The organism is Xanthomonas bonasiae (assembly GCF_017163705.1).
GTDB classification, from domain to species: domain Bacteria; phylum Pseudomonadota; class Gammaproteobacteria; order Xanthomonadales; family Xanthomonadaceae; genus Xanthomonas_A; species Xanthomonas_A bonasiae.
In genome coordinates this window covers 40,810-64,435 of sequence record NZ_JAFIWB010000007.1, presented here as the reverse complement: position 1 = coordinate 64,435, position 23,626 = coordinate 40,810, and the positions used below count along the sequence as shown (strand labels likewise).

The following is a 23,626-nucleotide window of genomic DNA, read 5'->3' as shown; positions in this document are numbered from 1 at the left end:
AGCCTTATGGATTTCGTCGTACCGCATGATCATCCCAGCCTGCCAGGGCATTTCCCGGGCCACCCGGTCGTGCCCGGCGTGGTGGTGCTGGACCACGTGCTGCAGGCCGTGGAGGCCGCACACGGTGCGTGCGGGCCGCTGCGCCTGCCGCAGGTGAAGTTCCTGCAGCCGCTGCTGCCCGGGCAGCCGGCGCGGGTGGAACTGGACGGCGTCGCGCCGCGCTGGCGTTTCCGCGTGCGCCGCGGCGAGGACCTGCTGGTCAGCGGCGACCTGGTCGCCGAGGCGGCCCCGTGAGCGCCAGCTGGAAACACCGCCCCGAGGGCGGCGGCCGCTTCGCGCTGTGGCTGATCCGCAGCATCGCCCGCTACGGCGGCCGCGCGCTCGGGCGCCTGCTGCTGTATCCGATCACCCTGTATTTCCTGCTGGTGCGCGGCCCGGAGCGGCGCGACTCGCGCGACTACCTGGGCCGCGTGTTCGCTCGCCCGGCCACGCTGCTGGACGTGGCCCGGCACATCCACACCTTCGCCTCGACCATCCTGGACCGGGTGTTCATGCTGTGCGGGCAGATGCACCGCTTCCGGGTCGACATCCAGGGCCTGGAGCAACTGCATGCGCAGATGGACCGCGGCCGCGGCGTGCTGATCTTCGGCTCGCACCTGGGCAGCTTCGACGCGCTGCGGGTGCTGGCCACCGAGCGCCCGGACGTGCAGGTCAAGGTGGTGCTGGACAAGGCCCACAACCCGGCGATGACCGAACTGCTGGGCGCGCTGAACCCGCAGCTGGCGGCCAACATCATCGATGCCGGCATGGACAGCACCTCGATCGTCATGGCGATCAAGCAGGCCACCGACGAAGGCGCGCTGGTCGCGCTGCTGGTCGATCGGCCGCGCCCGGAAGACCCGGCGCTGCCGGCCGCGTTCATCGGCCAGGGCGCGATGTTCCCGACCTCGCCGTGGCTGATCGCCGCGGCGCTGAAGGTGCCGGTGGTGCTGGCGTTCGGCCTGTACCGCGGCGGCAACCGCTACCAGCTGGTGTTCGAGACCTTCAGCGAAGGCCTGGACCTGCCGCGCCGGCAGCGCGCGCCGGCGTTGGCCGCGCTCATCCGCGATTACGCCGCCAGGCTGGAACATTACACGCGCTCCGCGCCGTACAACTGGTTCAACTTCTACGATTTCTGGAACAACCGCCATGCCGATGCGCCGCCTCTTGCCGTGGATGCTGATACTGCTGTGCAGCGCCGCACCGCTGTGCGTCGCGTCGCCTGAGCCGCTCGACCCCGGCTGGATCCTGCAGAAGCTGGCGCGGCCGGTCCCGGTCAGTACCGATTTCGTCGAACTGCGCGGCTCGGCGCTGCTGAAGGCGCCGTTGCGCGTGCAGGGCCAGTACCGGCGCCCGGACACCGACACGCTGGTGCGCGAGGTCACCGCGCCGTACCGCGAGACCACCACCCTGCGCGGCGGCGAAGCCACGCTGGAGCGGGCCGGCAAGGCGCCGCGGCGTTTCTCGCTGGCGCGGGTGCCGGAACTGGCGGGCCTGCAGAACGGCTTCGGCGCGCTGCTGTCCGGCGACCGTGCGCAGTTGCAGCAGCACTACACGCTGAGCAGCAGCGGCACGCGCGAACGCTGGCAACTGCAGCTGCAGCCCAAGGACCCGGCACTGGCCGCGCAGGTGCGCAGCCTGCGCCTGTACGGCCGCGGCGCCGAGCTGCGCTGCATCGAGACCACTCCGGCCAAGGGCGACGTGCAGCGCACATTGCTGGCCGGCGCCGCGCGCGACGCGGCCAGCCTGGCCGAGACCGAGGCGCTGACCGCGCTGTGCCACGGCGACGCGCGCTGATGTCCGCTTGCGATCGCGGCGGGCGGGCCGTGCTGCGCGTGGCCCCGGGTAAGAATGTGCTGGCGCTTGCGTGGTCGCAGCGATGAAACGTGGATTGAGCTCGACGGCGCGCATCTCGCTGGCGCTGCTGTGGCTGGCGCTGTTGACCATTGCCGGCGTATGGCTGGGCAACGTGCTGCAGGTATCGGGCGATCTGCGCAAATTCATGCCCGAAGCCCAGACCCCCGCGCAAAGATTGCTGCTCGACGAACTCGGCGAAGGCCCGGGCTCGCGGCTGCTGCTGATGTCGCTGTCCGGCGCCGATGCGCCGACGCTGGCGCGGCAATCGCAGGCGCTGCGCGCGCAGCTGGCCGCGCAGCGCGACACCTTCGAGTTGGTCGCCAATGGCGCCGATGCCGGCCTGGACGCGATTCCCGAGCGGCTGCTGGCCTACCGCTACCTGCTCAGCGACAGCTTCGACGCCCAGCCGCTGGATGCGGCGACGCTGGCCGATGCGCTGCAGGCGCGGCTGCAGGACCTGGGCTCGCCGGCCGCGGCGATGGTCGAGCCGCTGCTGCCGCGCGATCCGACCCTGGAAGTGCTGCACCTGGCCGAGAGCCTGCAGCCGGCTGGCGGCCCGCAGCAGCGCGACGGGGTCTGGTTCGACCGCGCCGGCAAGGACGCGCTGCTGGTCGCGCAGACCCGCGCCGCCGGGTTCGATCCGACCGGGCAGCAGCACGCGGTGGACGCGATCCATGCCGCCTTCGCCAAGGCCAGCGCCGGCAGCGCCAGCCGCCTGACCCTGACCGGCCCCGGCGCGTTCTCGGTGGAGATCGGCGGGCGCACCCAGAACGAGGCGCAGTGGATCGGCATGCTGGATACGCTGGGCCTGATCGTGCTGCTGCTGGTCGCCTACCGCAGCTGGAAGATCCCGGTGCTCGGCGTGCTGCCGCTGGCCAGCGCCGGCCTGGCCGGGCTGGGCGCGGTGGCGCTGCTGTTCGACGGCGTGCACGGCATCACCGTGGCGTTCGGCTTCACCCTGATCGGCGTGGTCCAGGACTATCCGATCCACCTGTTCAGCCATCAGCGCCCGGGCCTGGATCCGCGCGCCAACGCGCGCCACCTGTGGCCGACGCTGGCCACCGGCGTGGTCTCCACCTGCATCGCCTACGTCACCTTCCTGTTCTCCGGCGTGGACGGCCTGCGCCAGCTGGCGGTGTTCACCATTGCCGGGCTGCTGGTGGCGGCGCTGACCACGCGCCTGCTGTTGCCGGCACTGATCGACCCCTCGCCGCGCGACCATGCCGATTCGCCGGCGCTGGCGCGGCTGTGGCACGGCATCGCGCGGCTGCCGCGGCCGCGCTGGTCGTTGCTGCCGCTGGCGCTGGTCGCCGCGGCGGTGATCGCGTTCGCGCCGGGCCCGTTCTGGCAGAACGACCTGTCCAAGCTGACCCCGGTGCCGGCCGACGGCCTGGCCCGCGACGCGCATCTGCGCAAGGAACTGGGCGCGCCCGACGTGCGCTACGTGCTGGCGCTGCCGGCCGCCTCCGCCGACGCCGCGCTGGCCGCCTCCGAGCGACTGCGTCCGCGCCTGGATGCGCTGGTCGCGCGCGGCGAGCTGGCCGGCTACGACATGGCCGCGCGCTACCTGCCCAGCGCGGCGACCCAGCAGCGGCGCCAGGCGGCGTTGCCGGATGCGGCGCAGGCGCGCGCGCTGACCGCCGCCGCGGTGGCCGCCACGCCGTTCCGTGCCGACGCCTTCGCGCCGTTCCTGGCCGACCTGGAGCGCGCCCGCAGCGCGCCGCCGCTGACCGCGCGCGACCTGCATGGCACGCCGCTGGCAACCACGGTCGATGGCTTGTTGCTGGACCGCGCCGACCATGCCACCGCGCTGGTATCGCTGACCGGCCTGCGCGACCCGGCACTGCTGGCCGATGCGGTAAAGGGCAGTGGCGCGCAGCTGATGGACCTGAAGGAGGCCTCCGAATCGCTGGTCGCCGCCTACCGCGGCCGCGTGCTCGGCGCGCTCGGCATCGCCGCGCTGCTGCTGGCGCTGACCGTGGCGATCGCGCTGCGCACGCCGCGCCGGATCGTGCGCGTGCTGCTGCCGATGGCGCTGACCACGCTGCTGATTCTGGCCATCCTGCGCGGCTGCGGCGTCGAACTGAACCTGTTCCACCTGATCGCGCTGATCCTGGCCGCCGGCCTGGGCCTGGACTACGCGCTGTTCTTCGACCACGCCGGCGACGACCGCGCCGACCAGTTGCGCACGCTGCACGCGCTGATCGTGTGCAGCCTGATGACGCTGCTGGTGTTCGCGCTGCTGGCCGCCTCCAGCATCCCGGTGCTGCGCGCGATCGGCAGCACGGTGGCGCTGGGCGTGCTGTTCAACTTCGTGCTGGCGCTGCTGATCTCGCGCGAGACCGCCAGCGGCGCGCCCGCAGCCACCGCACATTAGGAGACGCTGCATGACCGAACTTCCGTACGGACGCGACGCGATCGCGGCGCTGATCCCGCACCAGGGGCTGATGTGCCTGTGGGAAGAAGTGGTGGCCTGGGACGCGCAGCGCATCGTGCTGCGCAGCCAGGCGCACCACGCCGCCGCGCATCCGCTGCGCAGCGGCGGCCGCCTGCGCGCGCTGCACCTGTGCGAATACGGCGCGCAGGCGATGGCGGTGCACGGCGGCCTGCTCGGCCGCGCCAGCGGCAAGCCGGTGCGCCCGGGCATGCTGGTCGCGCTGCGCGGCGTGCAACTGCACGTGGCCGATCTGCATGAGCTGCCGGAGGCGATCGAGTGCGAGGCCGAAGTGCTGCTACAGGCCGAGGACAGCCAGCAATACGGCTTCCGCATCGTGCATGGCGCGCAACTGCTGGCCGAAGGGCGCGCCACGGTGATGCTGGGCGCGGCGTAGCGGCGCCCGGTACCGATCATGCATGCGGGAACCCCCCCGATGAAGGCGCTAAGAGCACCGAAACCGGGCGATCTTTTCTATATCCCCGCCGTCGATGCCGCCGATGCGCCCGGCTTCGTGATCGCGCGCTACATCGAGCTCATACCGCCTGCGCTCGGTCATCTGGTCGAGGTGTTCGCCGATTTCCATACGCAGATCCCGGCATCCATCGCCCAGGTGGACAGGTCGCGCCGCCTGTTCCGGCCGATCTTCTGCAGCCTGCGGTTTTCGGCGATTCCGCGCTGGAAGATCCTCTTCAGCGATCCCGGCTATACAAAAGCCGACTCCCGTTACGATGCGATCCAGTTCGCCTTCGAGACGGATCTCTGGATCGGAGGGACCAGCCATCCGGCGACGGCGGAGCGGCTTGCCGGCATCGAACCGTCCATCTGCTGGCGGATGGACCATCTGATGATCCGCGTCATTGCGCACTTGCGCGGGGCCATCGCCGAGAACGCATGCATGGAGCACTTCGCCCTGCCGGAAGACCTGCGTGTGGATAGCGAGGTCGCGCTCGAACGGGTAAGGAAGGCTGCGCACAACATGCAGACGCTGCTCGGCAGCAAATAATCGATCGCCCGATCCTGGCGCCGCAAGATGCATCCGCCGCACCGTGGAGGCGCGCCCGGCGGGTGCCGGCCACTGACCCTGCACATCGCCGTGTTCTACGATGAAGGGTCCCGCAGCCAACGCAACACGGAGAATGTGCGCATGACCGATCCTTCGACGAAACGCCGCGCCCTGGTCACCGGCGGCAGTGGCGACCTTGGCGGTGCGATCTGCCGGCGCCTGGCCACGGACGGGCTGCATGTGATCGTGCACGCCAACGGCAACGTGGCGCGCGCCGCCGCCGTGGTGCAGGACATCGCCGCGGCCGGCGGCAGCGCCGAGGCGGTGGCGTTCGACGTGGCCGATGCCGATGCCAGCGCCGCGGCGCTGGCGGTGCTGCTGGAGGCCGGTCCGATCCAGGTGGTGGTCAACAACGCCGGCATCCACGACGACGCGCCGATGGCCGGGATGCGCGCGGCGCAATGGCACCGGGTCATCGACGTGTCGCTGCACGGTTTCTTCAACGTGACCCAGCCGCTGCTGCTGCCGATGGCGCGCACGCGCTGGGGGCGAGTCGTCAGCGTGTCGTCGGTGGCGGCGGTGCTCGGCAATCGCGGGCAGACCAACTACGCCGCGGCCAAGGCCGCGCTGCACGGCGCCAGCAAGTCGCTGGCGCGGGAGATGGCCAGCCGCGGGATCAGCGTCAACGTGGTCGCGCCCGGGGTGATCGAAGGCGCGATGGCCGGCGAGGCGTTCGCGCCGGAGGCGATCAAGCAGCTGGTGCCGGCCGGCCGCCCCGGCAAGGCGGATGAGGTGGCCGCGCTGGTGGGCTTCCTGTGCTCGGACGCGGCCGGTTACATCAACGGGCAGGTGATCGGCATCAATGGCGGCATGGGCTGAGGCCCGCGGCGCGGCACTTGGAATGCGAGCGGGCCGGGCCTATAGTCGGGGCATGTCCGCTGTTCCTGCCATCAAGAAGCGCCCTAGCCGGGTCCCGGGCGGGACGGTCGCGACCGTGTCCGAACTCAAGAACCGCACCTATGCCGTGTTCACCGGGTCCGGCGTGCGCGTGGACCTGCAAGCGTTCTTCAACAGCGAGTCCGGACGCCAGGCGGTGAGCAAGCTGGCGCGGACGGTCAGGGGCCACGTCGAGGCGAAGCGCTCCAAATAGCCGCAGGGGCAAGGAATGCCTTTCAACCAATTGCTGTTGCCGCTGATCGGCGGCTACCTGTTCGTCAACTTCACCTTCATCACCTCCTACTGGGCATCGCGCCAGGGCAAGGAGCAACTGCTGTTGGCCTCGGCGTTGGTCGGCATCGTCGCGCTGGCGGTCGCGCGGGTGCTGGCGGTGCTGTTGATGGCCACCGCCTGGGGTCAGGAGGCCTGGCGGCTGCTGCATCTGGTCGCGCCGTATCCGGGCATCGGCACCGCCTTGCTCGCCTTCCTCGTCTGCCTGGCGCTGCGGGTGTGGATCAACTGGTTCTGGCCGCGCGACGAAGCGGCGCTGTGGCTGTATGGCACCGGCACCTACAACAGCCTGGAGCGGTTGTTCTTCCTCAGTGTGCTGCGTGTGGAGCAGGTCCGGACCCGCGGCTTCGTCGCCGAACTGGCGATCCGCATGCTGTGGCATCCACCGCTGCGTCTGGGCCGCTGGCTGTCGCGCCTGCTGCCGCCGCGCTCGGCTTCGGAACAGGCTGCGCTGGATGCGCAGGTGCATCCGGCCGATCGCCTGGACGCACTGGAGACTAGCGACGGCCTGCTCGCGCCGGTGCCGGTGCTACTGTCGCTGAAGGACCGCAAGGTCTATGCCGGCTGGCTGGAGTGGATCCCGCCGCTGCGCGCGGACGCCTCGCCGTACCTGCGCTTGGTCCCGGTGTGGAGCGGCTACCGCGACGCGCAGACATTGCGGGTGGTGGTGACCGAAAACTACTCCGAGGACATCTTCTCCGGTTCCGAACTGCCGGCGGCGAAGGTGATCTCCACCGGCGACATCGCCAACGCCAGCCTGTTCGATCCGGATGTGTTCGATCGCTTCGGCGGCGAGCCGGACGAGGCGGAGCAGGGCGAACCGGGTGCCGCCGAGGGTTCGGCCCAGGCAACGCCGCCTGCATCGCCCAAGCAATGACCCGGCCAGGGGTGCGCTGCGCACGCTGGCAGGCCGGCGCCCGCCCGCCAGCTCACGCGGCGCGCGCGTACCAGGTGTCGGCCAGCGAGCTCTCGCCTTCCAGCATGTCGGCGAGCAGCGCGTCCAGGCCGTGGTCGTCGATCTGCGGATGCTGCGCACGCGCCTGGCTCAGCACTTCGCGCGCCAGCCAGCCCATCCGCGCGACGTTGCCGCGCAGGCGCGCCAGGAACGCCGCGTCGTCCAGCTCCTCGCGCAGTGCCGCGTTGAGCTGGTGGAACCAGCCGATCAGGTACTGGTCGAGCAGCCGGCCATCGGCGTCCGGCCGGCCTTGCGCGTCGTTGTGCCGGCCCCAGTCGCGCAACAGCGCCTGCATGCCCAGGTTGAGCGCGCGCGCGCGGGTGAACTCCGGCCGCAGCCGGCCCAGCATGGGCAGATCGGCGATGCGTTCGGAGAAGTACAGCGGCGCCAGCAGCGCCCAGTAGTAGGTGTAGTCCCAGATCACCTTGACCGGCATCACCTGCGCGTCGCCGAACAGCGGGTACTGGTCCTGGTACAGGGTCAGGGTGTTCTCGTAGAACGAGAAATACAGCTGCTGGTACAACTCGGCGTAGGGCGCGATGTTGCGGCCGGCGCGATCGAGTCCGATCAGTTCGCAGATGTAGGTGTTGGAGATGGCGATGAAGTCGCTGCCCGGCGAATAGAACGGATCCAGGAACACGCCGGCTTCGCCGGTCAGCGCCCAGCGCTGCGCCGAGAACACCTGCTTGCAGCCGTAGGAGAACTTGCGCAGGAACAGGAAGTCCTGCAGCGCGTGCTGGCTCTGATCGAGCGTGCGCGCGACCTGCGGCTGGTGCGTGCGCAGCCAGGCCATCGCTTTTTCGTGCGTGTTCATCGTCTCCAGCGGGTGCATCTGCGCATCGCAGACGATGCCCAGCGAATGCGCGCCGGACGACAGCGGAATCAGCCAGAACCAGTAGCCCGGGCCGCACATGTGGTTGGTCGAGCGCCAGCGGTCCGGCGGCGTGCAGCGCTGCAGCCAGGCGCTGTCCTGCGACCAGGCATTGGGATCCACCAGCCCGTCCACCCGCCACCACACCGCGTTGGCGTTGTGCGCGTTGTCCTGGGCCAGGCCGAGCTTGCGCTTGAGCAGGCCGGCGCGGCCGCTGGCATCCACCACCCAGCGCGCGCGCAGCGTCGCCGCGGCGCCGTCGCGCTCGTAGCGCACCTGGTGGTCGGCGTCGTCGTCGGCCAGGTCGATGCCGCGCACCGTGCAGCCGTCGATGAACTCGATGCCCAGCGCGCGTGCGCGTTCGCCGAGGAAATTCTCGAAGCGGCCGCGGTCGATCTGCCACGACGGCGTCGGCAGCAGCTGACTCACGCCCAGCTCGGTGCAGCGGTCGATGTCCTCGCGCCCGTCGGAGAAGAAGAAGCGGAAGCCGAACTTGCGGATCTGTTCGCTCTCCAGATGCTCGTGCAGGCCGAGCACGTTGGCGAAGTAGTGCGCGCCGATCTCCACCGAGGATTCGCCGACCTTGAACGCGGCCTCGCGCACCGGATGCGCGCGCCGTTCCAGCACGCTGATGCGCAGCTGCGGATCGCGCTGGCGCAACTGCAGGGCCAGGGTCAGCCCGGCCAGGCCGCCGCCGGTGATGACCACATCCGCATGCTGCTGGTTCATGGCGTTTCTTCCTTGTCGAAAGGGGTGGGCACCGCGGGAAATTCGCCAGCGGCGTCGTCGATCAGCACCGGATTGGCGCGCACGCGACGGTATTCGCGCACGACATGGCCGTATTGCCACACCTGCACGACCACGTGCGAGGTGATCTTCCACAGATCGCGCACCAGGCGGAAATGGCTCTTGCGGAACTGCCCGGGGGTCTGGTCGGCGTAGCGCGTCTCGATCGGCACCGCGACCACGCGCGCGCCGGCCTGGCGCGCGGCGGAGATCAGCAGTTGCGCCTCGAACACGAAGCCCTCGCCGGGCACGTTCGGCAGGGTGTACACCGCCTGCGGATACAGGCGCTGCCCGCTCTGGCTGTCGACCAGGCGGAAGCCGCAGCCCCAGGCGATGCCCCAGTCGCCGAAGTCGTTGCCGATGCGGCGGATGGTCGGCTGGCTGGCGCGCTTGCGCAGGCGCGCGCCGACGATCACGCAGCCGGGATGGCGATTGGCTGCGGCCAGCAGGCGCGGGAAATCGGCGGCGCTGTGCTGGCCGTCGCCGTCCATGGTCATCACCGCGCGCGCGCCCTGACGCTGCGCTTCGGCGAAGCCGCTGCGCAGCGCGGCGCCCTTGCCGCGCCGCTGCGGATGGCGGATCAGGGTCACCGGCAGGTCGGCGATGCAATCGCTGGTGCCGTCGTCGGAGCCGTCGTCGACCACGATCACGCGCGGGCAGTGCGCCAGCGCATCGCCGACCACTTCGCGGATGCGCAGCGCTTCGTTCAGCGCCGGAATCAGGATCGCGGCATCGGCGGCGATCAGCGCGATCCGGCTCACGCCTGCAGCTCCACGTGCAGGCAGCGGCCGCCGCCTGCATCGAGCGTGCAACTGGCGGCGCCGGCGGCCAGTGCGTCGAACAGCACCAGCATCGGCGCCATCGCGTTGCCCGCGGCATGCCGCGCCAGTGCGCCGTCGCCGGCGCTGGCGTCGCCATCGGCCAGGTGCACGCGCAGGCGCGGCTTGCCGGGCAGCGCCGCGGCGCCGAGCACCAGCGCACCGCCGAGCAGGCCGTCGCTGTGCGAGACGCGGCCGAGCGGACCGGTCGAGCGGCTGTCGTAGCCGGCCAGCAGCACCGCCGCCTCGCCGGCGGCCAGCTGCGACAGCGCTTCCAGCAGGCCCTGCGCGAAGCTGGCGCTGTGCGCGCTGATCGCGGTCGCCGCGGCGGTGGCGCCGGCGCCGATGGTCCAGTAGCCGGCGGCGGCGTTGTGCACCGAGTTGTGGAACTTGGTCGGCGAAATCGCCAGCGGATCGCTGGCCAGCGTGGTGCACATGTAGTCGGTGATCGCCAGGTCGCCGTGGGTGGAGGTGAACACCGACGGCAGCGCGGCCGGATCGCGGCCGGCGTCCTGGCACGCGGCCAGCGCCACTTCCAGCGACACCGCCACCGTGTCCGGCGCGCGGCGCCGCTCGTTGGGCGCCAGCAGTTGCGAGGCCGGTCGCGCCGGCGTCTCCATAATGCCGCCGCTGCCGGCGGCGAACGCGCGCGCGGCCGCCCAGCTGGGCAGGCCCGCGGTCCAGAAACCGATGCCTTCGAGGGTCGCGGTCAACATCGGCGTGCTCATGCGCGGCCGAACAGCAGCGAGCAGTTGTTGCCGCCGAAGCCGAAGGAATTGTTCATCGCGTAACGGACCTGTGCATGGGCATTGGCGAAGCGGATCTGCGGGCCGCACTCGGGATCGGGCTGTTCGCTGTTGAGGGTGCCGGGGAGCAGGCCGTCGCGCAGCGCGAGCAGCGCGAACACCGACTCGACGATGCCCGCCGCGCCCAGCGTATGCCCGGTCCAGGCCTTGGTCGAACTGGCATGCAGGGTGGCCGGGAACAGCGCGGCGACCGCGGCGGCCTCGACGCTGTCGTTGGCCGGGGTGGCGGTGCCGTGCAGGTTCAGGTAGCCGATCTCGGCAGCGTCCACGCCCGCGCGCTGCAGCGCGCCGCCCATTGCCAGGCGCGCGCCCAGGCCCTGCGGGTGCGGTGCGGACATATGGTGCGCGTCGCTGGATTCGCCATAGCCGCACAGCAGCGCCAGCGCCGGCGGCGCGGCGGCGGCATCGGTGCGCTCCAGCAGCGCGTAGCCGCCGGCTTCGCCCAGCGACAGCCCGATCCGGCGCACGTCGAACGGCCGGCACAGCTCCGGCGACACCAATTGCAGCGCATTGAAGCCGAACAGCACGCTGCCGCACAGCGTGTCCACGCCGCCGACCAGGGCCGCATCCACCACCCCGGCGGCGATCAGCCGCGCCGCCTGCGCGAACACCTTGGCGCTGGACGAACACGCGGTGGCCACGGTGATGCACGGGCCGCGCAGGCCGGTGGCGGCGCGCACGAAATCGCCCAGCGAATGCGGCGTGTGCACGATCGGCCGCTCCAGGTCGGCGGGAAAGCGCGCGCCCTCGGCGTCGTGGTCGAGCCGGGTATAGGCCTCTTCGCTGGCGCCGATGCTGGAAGTGGAGGTGCCCATCACCACCGCCACGCGCTCGGCGCCATGGCGCTGCGCGGCGGCGGCGACCGCCTCGCGCAGGCCGTCCTGCTGCAGCGCCAGCCAGGCCAGGCGGTTGTTGCGGCATTCCCATGCGGCCAGCGCCGGCGGCAGCGGCAAGGTCTCCAGCGCGTCCACGCGGCCGATCCAGCAGGGCAGCGGCTGCGCGCCGAAATCGTTGCGGCGCAGGCCGCTGCGGCTGTCGCGCAAGGCCGTGGCCTGGGCCTGCAATCCGCTGCCGAGCGCGGTGGTCGCGGTGTACGCACGAATTGCGACGGGTGCCATGCGGGGCGACGGGGACGCTTCGGTCACGCGATATTCCGTAAAGAATGGATCAGGGGAGTATATCGACGCGGTCCGCGAAGCCGTGAAGCGCGCGCGCCCACGCTGAACGTGAACGGGCACGGCGCGTGCGTTTATAAATGCAGCGCGGCGCGCGCGCTTTCGCCGCTGGCGCATTTCCTCCACAATCGCTTGCCTTTCCACGCCAGGCGCACGCCACGGGCATGCAAGCCTACGTCTACAAAAGCCAACGCAAGCCGGACACCTATCTCTACCTCGCCAAGCGCGACGACTTCGGCTGTCTGCCGCCGCCGTTGCTGGCGTCGCTGCAGCCGCTGGTGTTCGTGCTGGACGTGGCGTTGACCGCCGAGCGCACCCTGGCCCGGACCGACCCCGCGGCGGTACGCGCGAACCTGGCCGGCTGCGGCTTCCATCTGCAATTGCCGCCGCTGCCCGACGGCCGGACCGATCGACACGATGACTGAATCCCCCTTCCGCGCGCGCGCTCCCTGGATCGCCGCCGCGCTGGGCGTGCTGCTGGCGCTGGTCGCCGGGTTCGGCCCGCTGGCCGCGGCGCTGGGCGCGTGGCTGGCGCAGCCGGCGTTCGCGCTGGCGCTGTCCTGGTCCCGCGGCAGCCGGCCGCGGCCGGCCAGCGTGCCGGCGCTGGGCCGCGAACTGCTGCCGCTGCTGGCGCTGTGGGCCGGCGGGTTGGGCCTGGTCGCGCTGCTGGTGGCCTGGCCGCTGGCGGCGCTGCGCGACAGCGGCAGCCTGGCCGCCGCCCTGGCCCTGAGCGTGGCCGCCAGCGCGGCGCTGCTCGGGCTGTGGCGCACCTGGCCGCTGTGGCACGGCAGCGAGTGCGAGGGCGGCGCGCTGGGCGCGCGCTGGCATGCGCTGGCGCAGCAGGACGTGCAGGCCTGGCGCGGCCTGGCGGTGGCGGCGCTGGTGCTGCTGCTGGCCGGGGTCGGCGTGCTGCTGGCCTGGCCCGGGCTGCTGGCCGCCGCGGCGCGCTGGCCGCTGGCGCTGGCCTATGCGCTGCTGTCGCCGCTGCTGCATGCCTTGCTGCAGCGCGTGGCGCCGCCGCAGGCGCTGCCGGTGCGGGCGACCTCGGCGGACCTGTTCGCCGAACTGAGCGCCAAGGCCGCGCCGCGCGAGGACGAAGCGGCGCCGGCGGCGGACGAACTGCATGCGGCGCTGTACGACGCCGCGCGCGGCGGCCGCGTGGACCGCGCGCTGCAGCTGCTGCAATCCGGCGCCGACCCTCACGCGCTGCCGGCGCCGGACTGGCGCGACCAGCGCAGCCTGCCGGTGCTGGCCGCGGTGTTGCCGGACCTGCGCCTGCTGCGCGAGTTGATCGTGCGCGGGGTGGACGTCAACCAGCCGCACCTTGGCATGACCCCGCTGCTGGCGGCGACCCGCGACAGCTGGCACGGCCGCCCCGAGGCGGTGATGACCCTGCTCGCCAACGGCGCCGATCCGCGCGCCAGCGACAGCGACGGCAACACGCCGCTGCACCACGCCGCGCGCAGTTCCGATCCGGGCGTGGCGGCCCTGCTGCGCGATGCCGCGGCCGAGCTGGACGCGCTGAACCGCGACGGCCTGACCCCGCTGGCGGTGGCCTGCCACGTCGGCAACTGGCGCATGGGCAAGTTCCTGCTCGAGCGCGGCGCCAAGCCCGAGCCGACCGACGGCAGCCCGGTGCTGCTGGCCGCGGCCGGCACCGAGGAAGACGATCCGGCCGGCGTGCAGATGCTGCTCAAGCACAAGGCGCGGGTCGATGCGCGCGACCGCCAGCGCCGCAGCGCCCTGCACGAGGCGGCGCAGGCCGGGCATGTGGAGATCGTCGATGCGCTGCTCGGCGCCGGCGCCAACCTGGAAGCGCGCGACGCGCTGGGCCGCACGCCGTGGCTGGAAGCGGCGCGGCATGGCCGCGTCGCGGTGCTCGAACACCTGTTGCCGCACAAGCCGGACCTGGTCGCGGTCGATGGCGACGGCCGCAACGCGGTGCTGCTGGCCTGCACCGCCGACCAGGTCTCGCCGGGCCTGATCCGGCGCCTGCTGGAACTGGGCATCGCGGCCGCGCAGCCGGACCAGAGCGGCCGCCGCGCGGTCGATCTGGCCGCCGAGGCCGGGCGCTGGGCGATCGTGTCCGCGCTGGACCCGGACTACCCGCTGCCGGCCGCGGTCAGCGACGGCCAGGGCGAGGTCGGCAGCGCCAGCCTGCCCGACCGGCCGCCGCTGGAACTGCTGCGCGAAGGCCTGCAACTGGGCCAGCGCGACGGCCTGGCGGCGCTGGCGCGGCTGTGCGCGGCCGAGGAACTGGGCGCGCTGCTGCACGATCCGCACCTGGCGCTGAACCCGCAGGCGGTGGAGTGGCTGCTGGCGCATGGCGCCGCGCCGGAAGTGCTCGATGCCTGCGGCGACACGCCGATGTTCGCGCTGCTCTCGCGCGGCGTGGAAGCGGTGCCCAGTCTGCAGGCGATGCTGCGCCAGGGCGTGTCGCCGGCCGGGCGCGGCGGCCTGACCCGTCTGCTGGCCGCCTGCGCCCAGCACGACCATGCCTCGCGCGCGCTGGAGCAGTTCGCGCTGGAATTGCTCGAACGCGGCGCCGACCCGTTCGCGCCGTCGCCGGCCGGCGATCCGCCGCTGTCGCTGGCGGTGCGCCTGGGCTGGCTGCGCCTGCAGCTGCAATTGCTGGAACGCGGCGCCGACCGCGAGGCGCGCGACAGCCACGGCATGACCGCGCTGCACCTGGCTGCGGCGCTGGGCCGCGAGGCCTCGCTGAAGCTGCTGATCCAGCAGGGCGCCTCGCCGGAGGCGCGCGCCGCCGACGGCCAGACCCCGCTGGGCGTGGCCCTGGCCAGCGGCCGCCGCGACCTGGCCGACTGGCTGGACTGGCGGATCTGGCCGTTGCCGCGGCGCCCGCTGCGCGAGGCCGACCTGCCGGCCGCGGCGATGGTCGGCGACGCCGACGCGATCCGCCGCCTGATCGACCTGGGCCTGCCGGTGGACGCGATCGACGCGCAGGGCTGCACCGCGCTGCTGCGCGCCGCCGGCGGCGGCCATGCCGCCGCGGTGGACCTGCTGCTGGCGCGCGGCGCCAACCTGCAGCACGCCGCGGGCAGCGGCGCCACGCCGTTGTCGGCGGCGGTGAGCATGCGCCAGACCGAGATCGTCGCCGCGCTGCTGGCCGCCGGCGCGCAGATCGAACACCGCCTGCCCGGCGGCGTCACCGTGCTGATGCTGGCCTGCGCGCTGGGCCTGCCGGACATCGCTGCGCGCCTGCTGGCGGCCGGCGCCGACGTGCATGCCGGCGACGCGCAGCAGCTGGCGCCGCTGCACTGCGCCGCGCTGTACGGCTTCACCGCGCGCGACAAGTCGCGCCTGCTGGCGCTGCTGGACACCTTGCTGCTGGCCGGCGCCGAAGCCGACCGCAGCGCTGCCGGCGGGGTCACGCCGCTGCTGCTGCTGCTCGGCGCACGCGCCGAACCGGGCACCGCCTGCGAAGAGCCGGTGGTGCTGGCGGGCGTGGAGCGCCTGCTCGACGAGGACGTGAGCCTGGACGTGCAGGACCCGCGCGGCTTCGGCCCGCTGCACCTGGCCGCGCTGCACGGCCTGCCGCTGCTGGTGCAGCGCCTGTTGCGCGCCGGGGCCGACCCGGACCTGCGCGACACCTTGAACCGCCCGCCGCGCGAGATCGCGGTGATGCGCGGCTTCGTCGACGTCGCCGGCCAGTTCCAGCCGGCGTTGCCGGGGGTGTCGTCGATGGCGCGGTTCCTGCGCGAGAGCCGTTAGCGGCCGGTCTTCGATCCGGGCGGCTCGCGCCGCGCTTGCGCGTGCGTGGTGCAGCGTCGCCTTGGAAGGTCGCTGCTGCGCCACCGGCCACTTACTTCGCTTTGCCGTGGCCTTGCGTGCCCTCTCTTGCGTCGAATGCTTCCCGGGCGGCATCGATGTCCGCGATATGGCGATTGGCCCAGCTTCCCAACGCGATGACGGGTTCGGTGAGCGACTGGCCGAGTGGCGTCAGTTCGTATTCGACATGTGGCGGCATGACGGCGATGACCGTTCGCTTGATCAGGCCGTCGCGTTCCAGGCCGCGCAGGCACAGCGTGAGCATTCGCTGCGAGATGCCGTTGATCGCCCGCTTGATCTCGGTGAAACGGTGCGGGCCCCCTGCCAGGAGCATGATGATGAGGATGCTCCATTTTTCCCCGACGCGCGCCAGCACCTGACTGACCTTGTGGCAGTCCGTGCTGTGCAGATCATGGAGCGCGTTAGTCACATTCATAGCACCGAGTTCCCTTGATGTGCCTTATTGCCCGCGTTCGAGGGCGTGGTTACATTGCTAGCCAGGGTCACAATTTTATACCAAGGCTTGGCCATGACGCTCCTCCATATCGATGCCAGCATCCTCGACGAACAGTCGGTCAGCCGCCAGCTCACGGCGGCGATCGTCAAACGGTTGGCCGCGGCCAAACCGGGAACCCGGGTCATCCATATCGATCTTGCCGCCCAGCAGGTCGGCCATCTTTCCAGCGCGGAATTTCTGGCTGTTCAGGGCGTCGAACCGCAAGGCGACGACGCGAGGCAGGCCGTCGCCCGCAACGCGAAGCTCCTGAACGACTTTCTGGCAGCCGACACCTTGGTCGTCGGTGCGCCCATGTACAACTTCGCGCTCCCGACGCAGCTGCGCGCCTGGCTCGACCGGCTCGCCGTGCCCGGCAAGACCTTCCGCTATACGGAAAACGGTGCGGAAGGACTTGCCAAGGGCAAGCGCGTCATTGTCGCGTCCACCCGCGGTGGCCTGTACGGCGAAGGCACGCCGCACGCCTTCCTCGATCATCAGGAAACCTACCTGCGTGGTTTCTTCGGTTTCCTCGGCATCACCGACATCAGCTTTGTCCGGGCCGAAGGCTTGGCGATCAGCCCGGAACGCCGCGCCGCCGCCATCGACGCAGCGGTAGCCGAAGCCGAGCAGCTCGCCGCCTGACGCCGGCAATGCGAGAAAGCACCATGTCCATCACCCAAACCAATCCGCAGGTTGTCATCCACGGCGGGGGGATGGCCGGTGCCTTGCTTGCCAAGGCCCTGTCACCGCGATTGCGCGTCGTGCTGGTTGATCCCAACGAATACTTCGAGATCCCGATGGCTGCTCCGCGCAGCGTGGTCGATCCCGATTTTGGCGATAGCGCGATCATTCCGTTCGCCCAAGCGTTGCCCGGCGTCGAGCATGTTCGCGGTGCGCTGACCGAACTGCGCCAGGATGGCGGCAGCGTTCGGTTGCAGGACGGGCAAGAGCAACGGCTGACGGGCGACATCATCGTGCTGGCGACGGGAAGCGTATTTTCCAATGCGCTGGTGCGCGCCGTCGGCGGCACCTCGGTCAGCGAGCGCAGGGAGTTCTATCGGCGGTATCAGCACCGTATCGTCGAGGCGCGGCGCATCGTCATCGTTGGCGGCGGCCCGATCGGCGTCGAGCTGGCGGGCGAGATCGTCGAGCGCTACCCGGACAAGCAGCTCACGATCCTGGAAGCCGGCCCGCGCCTGCTGTCGGGCACGTCGGAAGCGGCGGCGGACTATGCCAACGCGTTCCTGCGAAAGCGTGGCGTCACCATTCTGGCCGACGAACGCTTCGACAACCTCGGTAGCAGCACCGATGCGTTTGCCGCCGGCGGTGAAGCCCGCACCAACCGTGGCCGCAGCATCGCCTACGACCTGCTGATCTGGTGCATCGGCGGCAGGCCGAACACCGGCTACATGCAGGCGCATTTCGCATCCGCGCTCAATGCCGCCGGCCGTATCCGCGTCACGCCCGAATTGCGTGTGGCCGGTCTTGAAACCGTATTCGCTCTGGGCGACATCACCGACCTGGACGAAAACAAGATGGCCTGGCACATCAACGGCCACGTCAAGACTGCCGCGCACAACATTCGCGCCTTGCTGGCCGACGGCAAGGCCGCCCCGAAGCTCAAGGCGTACAAGCCGCAGACGGGCAATCCCAAGATGGCCGTGACCCTCGGCAGCCGCCACGGCGTCGTGCATCTGCCGGGCGTGGGCGTCGTGCGCTGGCCGGCCTTCGTGCGGATGGCGAAATCCGGGCACATGCTCGTTCCCCAATATCGCAAGGCGCTTGGCGTGTAGTCCAGGTCCACACTCAGGTCGGAGATCCCCACTGATGAACGCACTCCTTTCCAGCGCAGCCGCGACCATGGCGCGGAACATCGTGCACCGCACGCGCGGCCACGGCGGCGGCCCGATCGTCCGCTTGATGAGTCCTTCCGATCTGGGCCGCGTGCTGAAGCCTTTCGTGTTTCTCGATCTGATCGAGGCCACCCGCGACACCATGCAGGCGATGGCGAACATGCCGCTGCACCCGCACTCCGGCATCGCCACCGTGACGGTGCCGGTCGAAGGCGCCTTGCGCTATGAGGACCCGATCAGTGGCAGCGCCGGTACGCTCCACTACGGCGGCGTGGAATGGACGTGCGCCGGCAACGGTATCTGGCACGGCAAGGAACTGTCGGCGGCCGACACGCCGCGTCTCCAGGGCTTTCAGCTCTGGCTGGCCTTGCCCGCCGAACTCGAGAATGGCGAGCCGGACAGCCGCTACATCGAGGCCGAGCACATCCCGCAAGTCGGCCCGGCGCGGGTGATCGTCGGTCGCTACGACGGCGCGCAAAGTCCGGTTCCGGCGCCGCAGGGCATCAATTACCTGCTTGTCACCCTGCGTCCCGGCGAACGCTGGACCTACCAACCGCCGGCCGGGCACCGCGTTGGCTGGTTGGCGCTCGCCAAGGGCAAGCTCCAAGCCGGCGCCCCCGTCGACGCTGGCGAAATGGTGGTGTTCGCCGAGGGCGAAGCGCCCATCACCCTCGAAGCCTCCGGCGATCGGGATGCCGTGTTCGTGCTCGCCTCGGCGGTGCCGCATCCGTACGATCTGTACATGGGCAATTACTCGGTGCATACCTCGATGCAGGCCCTGGAAAAGGGCGAGCGCCGCATCGCCGAGTTGGGCCGCTTGATGCGGGATGCCGGCAACCGGCGTACCGCGTCGGGAACGATTCCGGTGTTCCGCTGAGCGACACGGATCCCTGAGCGACGCGGCGAAGGCCGCGACTGATCGCACGGGGCATGGCCGCGCAGCTCCCGCTCCCCGCATCTCGCTGCGAATTCAGCACAAAAAAGCCCGCCGGATGGCGGGCAAAGCGCTGCTGCCTGGGAAACGCGCGCGGGAGGAGAGGTTCTCCCGCGCGCGCCGGTGCGGCGGCGAACGGCGCCGCCGCGGACCGCCGTGTGCGGCTTACTGCCGCGCCACCAGGGTCAGACCGCTGTAGCTGCCGCTCAGGCGCACGTAGTAGGTGCCCGCGCTGGACGGGGTGATGCGGACCGTCTGCGTGGTGCCGGCGCGGGTGGAGCGGGCGGCGTAGCTGCTGCTGGTCGGCACCGTGCCCGCCGACACGTACATCGCCACGTTGCCGTTGCCGCCGAAGGTCATGAAGGTGACCGCCGTGCCGGCGGTGGCCTGGAAGCTGTACAGCGCGTCGCCACCCTGGCTGCCGAGACCGCGCATCTCGACCTTGTTGGTCAGGGTCTTGGTCGGCGGCACGCAGCTGCTGTCCGACGGCTGGCAGGGCGGCGTGGTCGCCAGCTGCAGCAGCATGTCCACGTCCAGGATGCCGGCGCCGATCGGCGTGGTGGTGGCGATCGCCACCGGGAACGGCCGCGCGCTGGCGCGCAGCAGGTCGCGCATGCCGCTCCAGGTGAACGGGGTCGTGGCCACGCTCTGCACCATCGCCACCGCCGCGGCCACGTGCGGGGACGCCATCGAAGTGCCGGCCATGCCGCCGATCTGCCAGTCGCCGGTCGGGCCCTGCGTGCCGCCGTTGAGCACCTGGAAGATGTAGCCGTTCGGGTTGCCGTCGACGTCGCCGCCGCCGCCCGGCGCGGCGATGTCCACGCGGGTGCCGTAGTTGGAGTAGCTGGCGCGGCCGCCGTTGACGCGCGTGGCGCCGACGCTGATCACGCCGTTGCAGGAGGACATGGTGTAGGTGGCGGCGTTGGCGTTGGAGTTGCCGGCGGCGACCACGATGATCGTGCCCTTGGCGTTGATCTGGTCGATCGCGTCCTGGTAGATCTGCGGGCAGGTATCCGGGCCGCCGCTGCCCAGGCTCATGTTGATCACCTCGGCCGGATTCGGATTGGTCGGCAGGCCGGCCACCGGCAGGCCCGCGGCCCACAGCATGCCGTCGGCGATGTCGCTGCCGAAACCGCCGCAGGAACCGAGCACGCGCACCGGGACGACCTTGGCGCCGTACGCCAGGCCGGCGGTGGCCAGGTTGTTGTTGGTGACCTGGGCGATGGTGCCGGAGACATGGCTGCCGTGCCAGGAACTCGGCTCCGGGGCGTTGCCGGATGCGCCGAGCGCGGTGCAGTAGTCGGCCTCGACCCAGTCGCCCAGATCGTAGCCGCCGGGCACGCGGCCGTCGCTGTCGCGGCGCGAGACGCGGTGGTCGGTGATCATGTCGTAGCCGGGCAGCAGGTTGGCGGCCAGGTCGGGGTTGTCCTTGACCACGCCGGTGTCGACCACCGCCACCACCACGCCCTGGCCGGTGGAGCGGGTCCAGCCCTGTTCGGCATTGACCCCGCCGACCGGGTCGTGGAAGTTCCACTGCAGCTGGGCGTAGGCCGGATCGTTGGGCGTGGTGGAGGCGGCAGCCGCGATGGCGGCCGGCAGGCGCACGCTGGCCTCGTCCAGGCGCCGGTACAGGCGGTCGACCTGTACCGACACCACCGACGGGTCGGCCTTCAGTTCGTTGATGAAGGCGGTGCGCTCGCTGTCGCTGAGGTGGCGCGAGGTCTGCACCACGTGCCAGCCCGGCACCGCCATGTCGCGCAGCACGGTGGCGCTGACCGCGCTGCGCGCCGGCACGCCGGCGCTGGCGCTCTTGGCGCGCTGCATGCCGCTGCGCGCGACCGCGCTGCTGAGGGTGGTGGCCAGCAGGCTGCGCGCCTGGGCGCCGCCCTCGCGGGTCTTGACGATGAAGCGCTGGCCCAGGTCGTTGGCGGTGGCCGCCTGCGGCGCCGGGCCGCGCACGCCGCCCAGGCCGATGGTGGGAGAAGCCGCCTGCGCGGCACCGGCGAACAGGACAGCGGCAAGCGCGGCGGCGAGCGTGTTGGAGGACGTCATCTGCAGATCCTAGAAATGAAGAGGGGTAAGGAAAGAATCGCGGCGCGCGGCGCCGCGGCGGGTCACAGGTCCACGCCCACGCCGATGCCGGCGGAGGATTCGCCGCTGCTGAAGGCGCCGCCCAGGCTGAAGGACGCGCGCGCGCCGATCTTCTTGGCATAGCCGATCGACAGCGCCTGCTGGCCGCCCTGGAAGCCGGCGCCGACCGACACGCGCCCGCGCGGGCTCTGCGTGCCGGCGGCGTTGACCGCCATGTTCAACATCGCCGCGCTCATCGCGCCCAGCTTGTCCATGCGCCGGTCCATGCCGTCCAGGCGATGTTCGGTGTCGGTGCGCAGCTGCTCGAAGCTGTCGTCCAGCGCGGTGATGCGGGTATTGGTGTAGGCATTGGCGCTGCTCAGAGTGGCGCTGTCGCCGGCGCGCATCTGCGCCACGTTGGCCGCATCGGTGCCGGCGCTGCCGGCGGCGACGTTGCTGATCTGGCGTTCGTTGCCGGCGCTGCCGACCGACACGGTGTTGGCGCGATCGGCGACCGAGCCCTGGCCCAGGGCGACCGCATTGTTGGCGGTGACCGACGCGCCCTGGCCGAGCGCGGTGCCGGACGCGGAACTGACGCTGGCGCTCTCGCCCACCGCCACCGCATTGGTCGCGACCGCCGCGACGCGCGCGTTGGCGCCGACCGCGGTGCTGCCGTCGGCGTTGACCTTGGCGTTGGCGCCGATCGCGGTGTCGTTGGGGCCGTAGGCCAGCGCGTCGGCGCCCAGCGCCAGACCGTTCTCGCCATTGGCGGTGGCGCCGGAGCCCACGGCCACGGCATTGGTGCCGGCGCCGGTGCTGGGCGCGGTCACCTCGCCGCTGCTGCCGCCGCCGACACTGACGCCACCGGAGTTGCCGGAGCTGCCGATGGCGTTGATGCGGCTATCGAAGCCCGTCAGCGCGTTATCGATCGCCCCCATCGCTGAGCCCAGGTCGGTGTAGTGGCTGCCCTGCACCAGATAGTTGCCGCCGATCAGATTGCCGTTGGCATCGACCACGCTGCCGGCGCCGAACGCGGCGGCGACGTTGCGCAGCTGCGCCAGGTTGACCGCATCGGTGTCCTGGGTGCCGGCGGCCAGGTTGGTGAGCTGGCGTTCGCTGCCCGCCGCGCCGATCGACACGGTGTTGTCGCGTTCGGTGACCGAGCCGGCGCCCAGGGCCACGCTGCGGTTGGTGATGGTGGTCTGGTCGTTGACGAACTGGGAATTGCCGACGCGGGCGCCGGGGCCGATCGCGATCGACTGGTCGCCGAACACGTCCGCGCCGGTGCCCACGGCGATGCTGTCGTAGAACAACACCGGAGTCTCGCGGAAGAATTCGCCGTTCCACACCATGCCCCCGCCGAGGGCCAGGCTACGGGTGCCGCCGGCCCAGGAGCCGTTGCCGAGCGCGGTGGAGCCGACGCCGAGGGCGAGCGCGGCCGGGCCGACCGCCGTGCTGTCATCGCTCTGCGCGAACGCGCTGGGACCCATGGCCACACTGTGGGTGCCCCAGGCGCGTGCGCCATTGCCGAAGGCGGTGGCCCACTCGGCGATGGCCTGGCTCTGCGCGCCCACGGCCACGGCGGCGTATTGGTTGGCGACCGCGGTGGAACCCACGGCCACGGTGCGGTTGGCGCTGGCTTCGGCCAGGGCGCCGACCGCAGTGGAACTGTAGGCGGTGGCCAGCGCGCCGCCGCCCAGCGCGGTGGACAGCGGGCCGGTGGCCTGGGTGGCCTGCAACTGCATGCCTTCACTGCTCAAGCCATCTTCGCCCACGTCGACGATGCCGCCGACGGCGACGCTGGAACTGTCGCTGGCGATCGCGCCGGCGCCGGCGGCCACGTTGAACTTGCCGCTGGCCTGGGCACCGGCGCCCAGTGCGGTGGCGGCCATGCCAGTGGCGGAGGTCTGCTGCAGGATCACCACGCCGCCGGACAGGTACGAGTAATCCACGTCGAGCATGCCGCCGATCGCGGTGGTGGAGATCTCGGTGGCCAGGCTATTGTGGCCGACCGCCAGCGCGTGACTGGCGTAGCTGACCGCGCCGGCGCCGAGTGCGACGGTGCCGGTGCCGACCGCGGAGGCGGCTTCGCCCGCCGCCAGCGCCTCTTCGCCGTCGGCATAGGCGCCGGCGTTGCTGCTGTCGCTGCCGGTGGCCTGCAGATAGAAACTGGCGTCGGCGCTCGCGTCCGCTGGCGCCGCGTTCGTGTCGGTGGCCGTCGCATCGGTCGCGGCCTGCGCCAGCGCCGGCGGCGCCAGGCACAGCGCGCAGGCCAGGGCCAGCACGTTGCGGGCGCGGACGGTGGAAGCGCCGAGCGCGGCGCTGAGGGTCGGTCGATGGGCGGCGGTGCTGTGGATGGACATGCATGCGTTCATGGCGATCTCTGATGTGCGTGGCGACAGGGCAGGACGCGACGTCAACGGCGCGCGGGCGCCGCTTCGGTCCGAGTGGTCTTGGGAAGCGCGCCGTGATTCCCCCTGCGCGCGCTCCGTACAGCGAACTTATGCGCG

At 71.4% G+C, this 23,626-nt stretch carries 21 protein-coding genes; 14 read left to right on the top strand and 7 right to left on the bottom strand.

The genetic code is table 11. The annotated features are described in order from the left end of the window. Window positions 1-6 precede the first annotated feature (6 nt). From JR064_RS09165 to JR064_RS09125, 9 genes are all read left to right on the top strand, one after another. Window positions 7-294: an ApeI family dehydratase gene (locus JR064_RS09165; RefSeq protein ID WP_191826015.1), complete on the top strand. Its 288-nt coding sequence runs from the start codon at window positions 7-9 to the stop codon at window positions 292-294. Next, window positions 291-1,265, top strand: a complete 975-nt coding sequence (locus JR064_RS09160) for a lysophospholipid acyltransferase family protein (RefSeq protein ID WP_179569842.1) — start codon at window positions 291-293, stop codon at window positions 1,263-1,265. Before JR064_RS09165 ends, JR064_RS09160 begins: the two co-directional genes overlap by 4 nt. Beyond that, window positions 1,189-1,836, top strand: coding sequence for a LolA-related protein (locus tag JR064_RS09155; RefSeq protein ID WP_338123881.1), 648 nt, complete (start codon window positions 1,189-1,191; stop codon window positions 1,834-1,836). Before JR064_RS09160 ends, JR064_RS09155 begins: the two co-directional genes overlap by 77 nt. 94 nt (window positions 1,837-1,930) lie before the next feature. Next, window positions 1,931-4,273, top strand: a complete 2,343-nt coding sequence (locus JR064_RS09150; protein WP_425510286.1) for an MMPL family transporter — start codon at window positions 1,931-1,933, stop codon at window positions 4,271-4,273. A 10-nt stretch (window positions 4,274-4,283) separates the two neighbouring features. Then, window positions 4,284-4,727: a hotdog family protein gene (locus tag JR064_RS09145; protein WP_206229524.1), complete on the top strand. Its 444-nt coding sequence runs from the start codon at window positions 4,284-4,286 to the stop codon at window positions 4,725-4,727. A gap of 39 nt (window positions 4,728-4,766) precedes the next feature. Further along, window positions 4,767-5,336: a hypothetical protein gene (locus JR064_RS09140; protein WP_206229523.1), complete on the top strand. Its 570-nt coding sequence runs from the start codon at window positions 4,767-4,769 to the stop codon at window positions 5,334-5,336. Window positions 5,337-5,477: 141 nt separating this feature from the next. Next, entirely contained in the window at window positions 5,478-6,215 is a 738-nt protein-coding gene (gene fabG / locus JR064_RS09135) for a 3-oxoacyl-ACP reductase FabG (RefSeq protein ID WP_206229522.1), read from the top strand. A 115-nt stretch (window positions 6,216-6,330) separates the two neighbouring features. Beyond that, a complete protein-coding gene (locus tag JR064_RS09130; protein ID WP_179569830.1) occupies window positions 6,331-6,486 on the top strand; it encodes a hypothetical protein in 156 nt (51 codons plus the stop codon). 15 nt (window positions 6,487-6,501) lie between these two features. Next, window positions 6,502-7,440: a hypothetical protein gene (locus JR064_RS09125; protein ID WP_206229521.1), complete on the top strand. Its 939-nt coding sequence runs from the start codon at window positions 6,502-6,504 to the stop codon at window positions 7,438-7,440. A gap of 52 nt (window positions 7,441-7,492) precedes the next feature. Here JR064_RS09125 and JR064_RS09120 read toward each other — a convergent pair whose 3' ends face one another. From JR064_RS09120 to JR064_RS09105, 4 genes are read right to left on the bottom strand one after another with little or no spacing between them, the layout of a single operon-like run. Beyond that, the gene (locus JR064_RS09120; RefSeq protein WP_191826009.1) at window positions 7,493-9,118 is read right to left on the bottom strand and encodes an NAD(P)/FAD-dependent oxidoreductase; all 1,626 of its coding nucleotides are present in this window, start codon (window positions 9,116-9,118) and stop codon (window positions 7,493-7,495) included. Further along, a complete protein-coding gene (locus JR064_RS09115; RefSeq protein ID WP_179569822.1) occupies window positions 9,115-9,936 on the bottom strand; it encodes a glycosyltransferase in 822 nt (273 codons plus the stop codon). The genes JR064_RS09120 and JR064_RS09115 overlap by 4 nt, the downstream gene beginning before the upstream one ends. Next, window positions 9,933-10,709, bottom strand: a complete 777-nt coding sequence (locus JR064_RS09110; protein WP_206229520.1) for a beta-ketoacyl synthase chain length factor — start codon at window positions 10,707-10,709, stop codon at window positions 9,933-9,935. The genes JR064_RS09115 and JR064_RS09110 overlap by 4 nt, the downstream gene beginning before the upstream one ends. Window positions 10,710-10,717: 8 nt before the next feature. Beyond that, complete coding sequence (locus tag JR064_RS09105) at window positions 10,718-11,917, bottom strand: beta-ketoacyl-[acyl-carrier-protein] synthase family protein (protein WP_206229519.1); 1,200 nt, start codon at window positions 11,915-11,917, stop codon at window positions 10,718-10,720. Between the two features lie 221 nt (window positions 11,918-12,138). Here JR064_RS09105 and JR064_RS09100 point away from each other — a divergent pair, with 221 nt between their 5' ends. Continuing rightward, a complete protein-coding gene (locus JR064_RS09100) occupies window positions 12,139-12,399 on the top strand; it encodes a YcgL domain-containing protein (RefSeq protein WP_179569816.1) in 261 nt (86 codons plus the stop codon). Further along, window positions 12,392-15,706, top strand: coding sequence for an ankyrin repeat domain-containing protein (locus JR064_RS09095; protein ID WP_206229518.1), 3,315 nt, complete (start codon window positions 12,392-12,394; stop codon window positions 15,704-15,706). The genes JR064_RS09100 and JR064_RS09095 overlap by 8 nt, the downstream gene beginning before the upstream one ends. 91 nt (window positions 15,707-15,797) lie before the next feature. Here JR064_RS09095 and JR064_RS09090 read toward each other — a convergent pair whose 3' ends face one another. After that, window positions 15,798-16,199, bottom strand: a complete 402-nt coding sequence (locus JR064_RS09090) for a winged helix-turn-helix transcriptional regulator (RefSeq protein WP_206229517.1) — start codon at window positions 16,197-16,199, stop codon at window positions 15,798-15,800. A gap of 93 nt (window positions 16,200-16,292) precedes the next feature. Here JR064_RS09090 and JR064_RS09085 point away from each other — a divergent pair, with 93 nt between their 5' ends. The 3 genes from JR064_RS09085 to JR064_RS09075 are packed head-to-tail and all read left to right on the top strand — an operon-like array spanning window position 16,293 to window position 18,989. Continuing rightward, window positions 16,293-16,901, top strand: coding sequence for an FMN-dependent NADH-azoreductase (locus JR064_RS09085; RefSeq protein ID WP_206229516.1), 609 nt, complete (start codon window positions 16,293-16,295; stop codon window positions 16,899-16,901). 23 nt (window positions 16,902-16,924) lie between these two features. After that, window positions 16,925-18,052 (top strand): NAD(P)/FAD-dependent oxidoreductase, encoded by a 1,128-nt coding sequence (locus tag JR064_RS09080; protein ID WP_206229515.1) that lies wholly within the window; start codon window positions 16,925-16,927, stop codon window positions 18,050-18,052. A gap of 34 nt (window positions 18,053-18,086) precedes the next feature. Further along, window positions 18,087-18,989, top strand: a complete 903-nt coding sequence (locus JR064_RS09075) for a pirin family protein (RefSeq protein WP_206229514.1) — start codon at window positions 18,087-18,089, stop codon at window positions 18,987-18,989. Between the two features lie 222 nt (window positions 18,990-19,211). Here the strand turns inward: JR064_RS09075 and JR064_RS09070 are convergent, their stop codons facing one another. Further along, complete coding sequence (locus JR064_RS09070) at window positions 19,212-21,098, bottom strand: S8 family serine peptidase (RefSeq protein ID WP_206229513.1); 1,887 nt, start codon at window positions 21,096-21,098, stop codon at window positions 19,212-19,214. A gap of 62 nt (window positions 21,099-21,160) precedes the next feature. Then, window positions 21,161-23,491, bottom strand: coding sequence for a YadA family autotransporter adhesin (locus tag JR064_RS09065; RefSeq protein ID WP_206229512.1), 2,331 nt, complete (start codon window positions 23,489-23,491; stop codon window positions 21,161-21,163). Window positions 23,492-23,626: the final 135 nt, after the last annotated feature.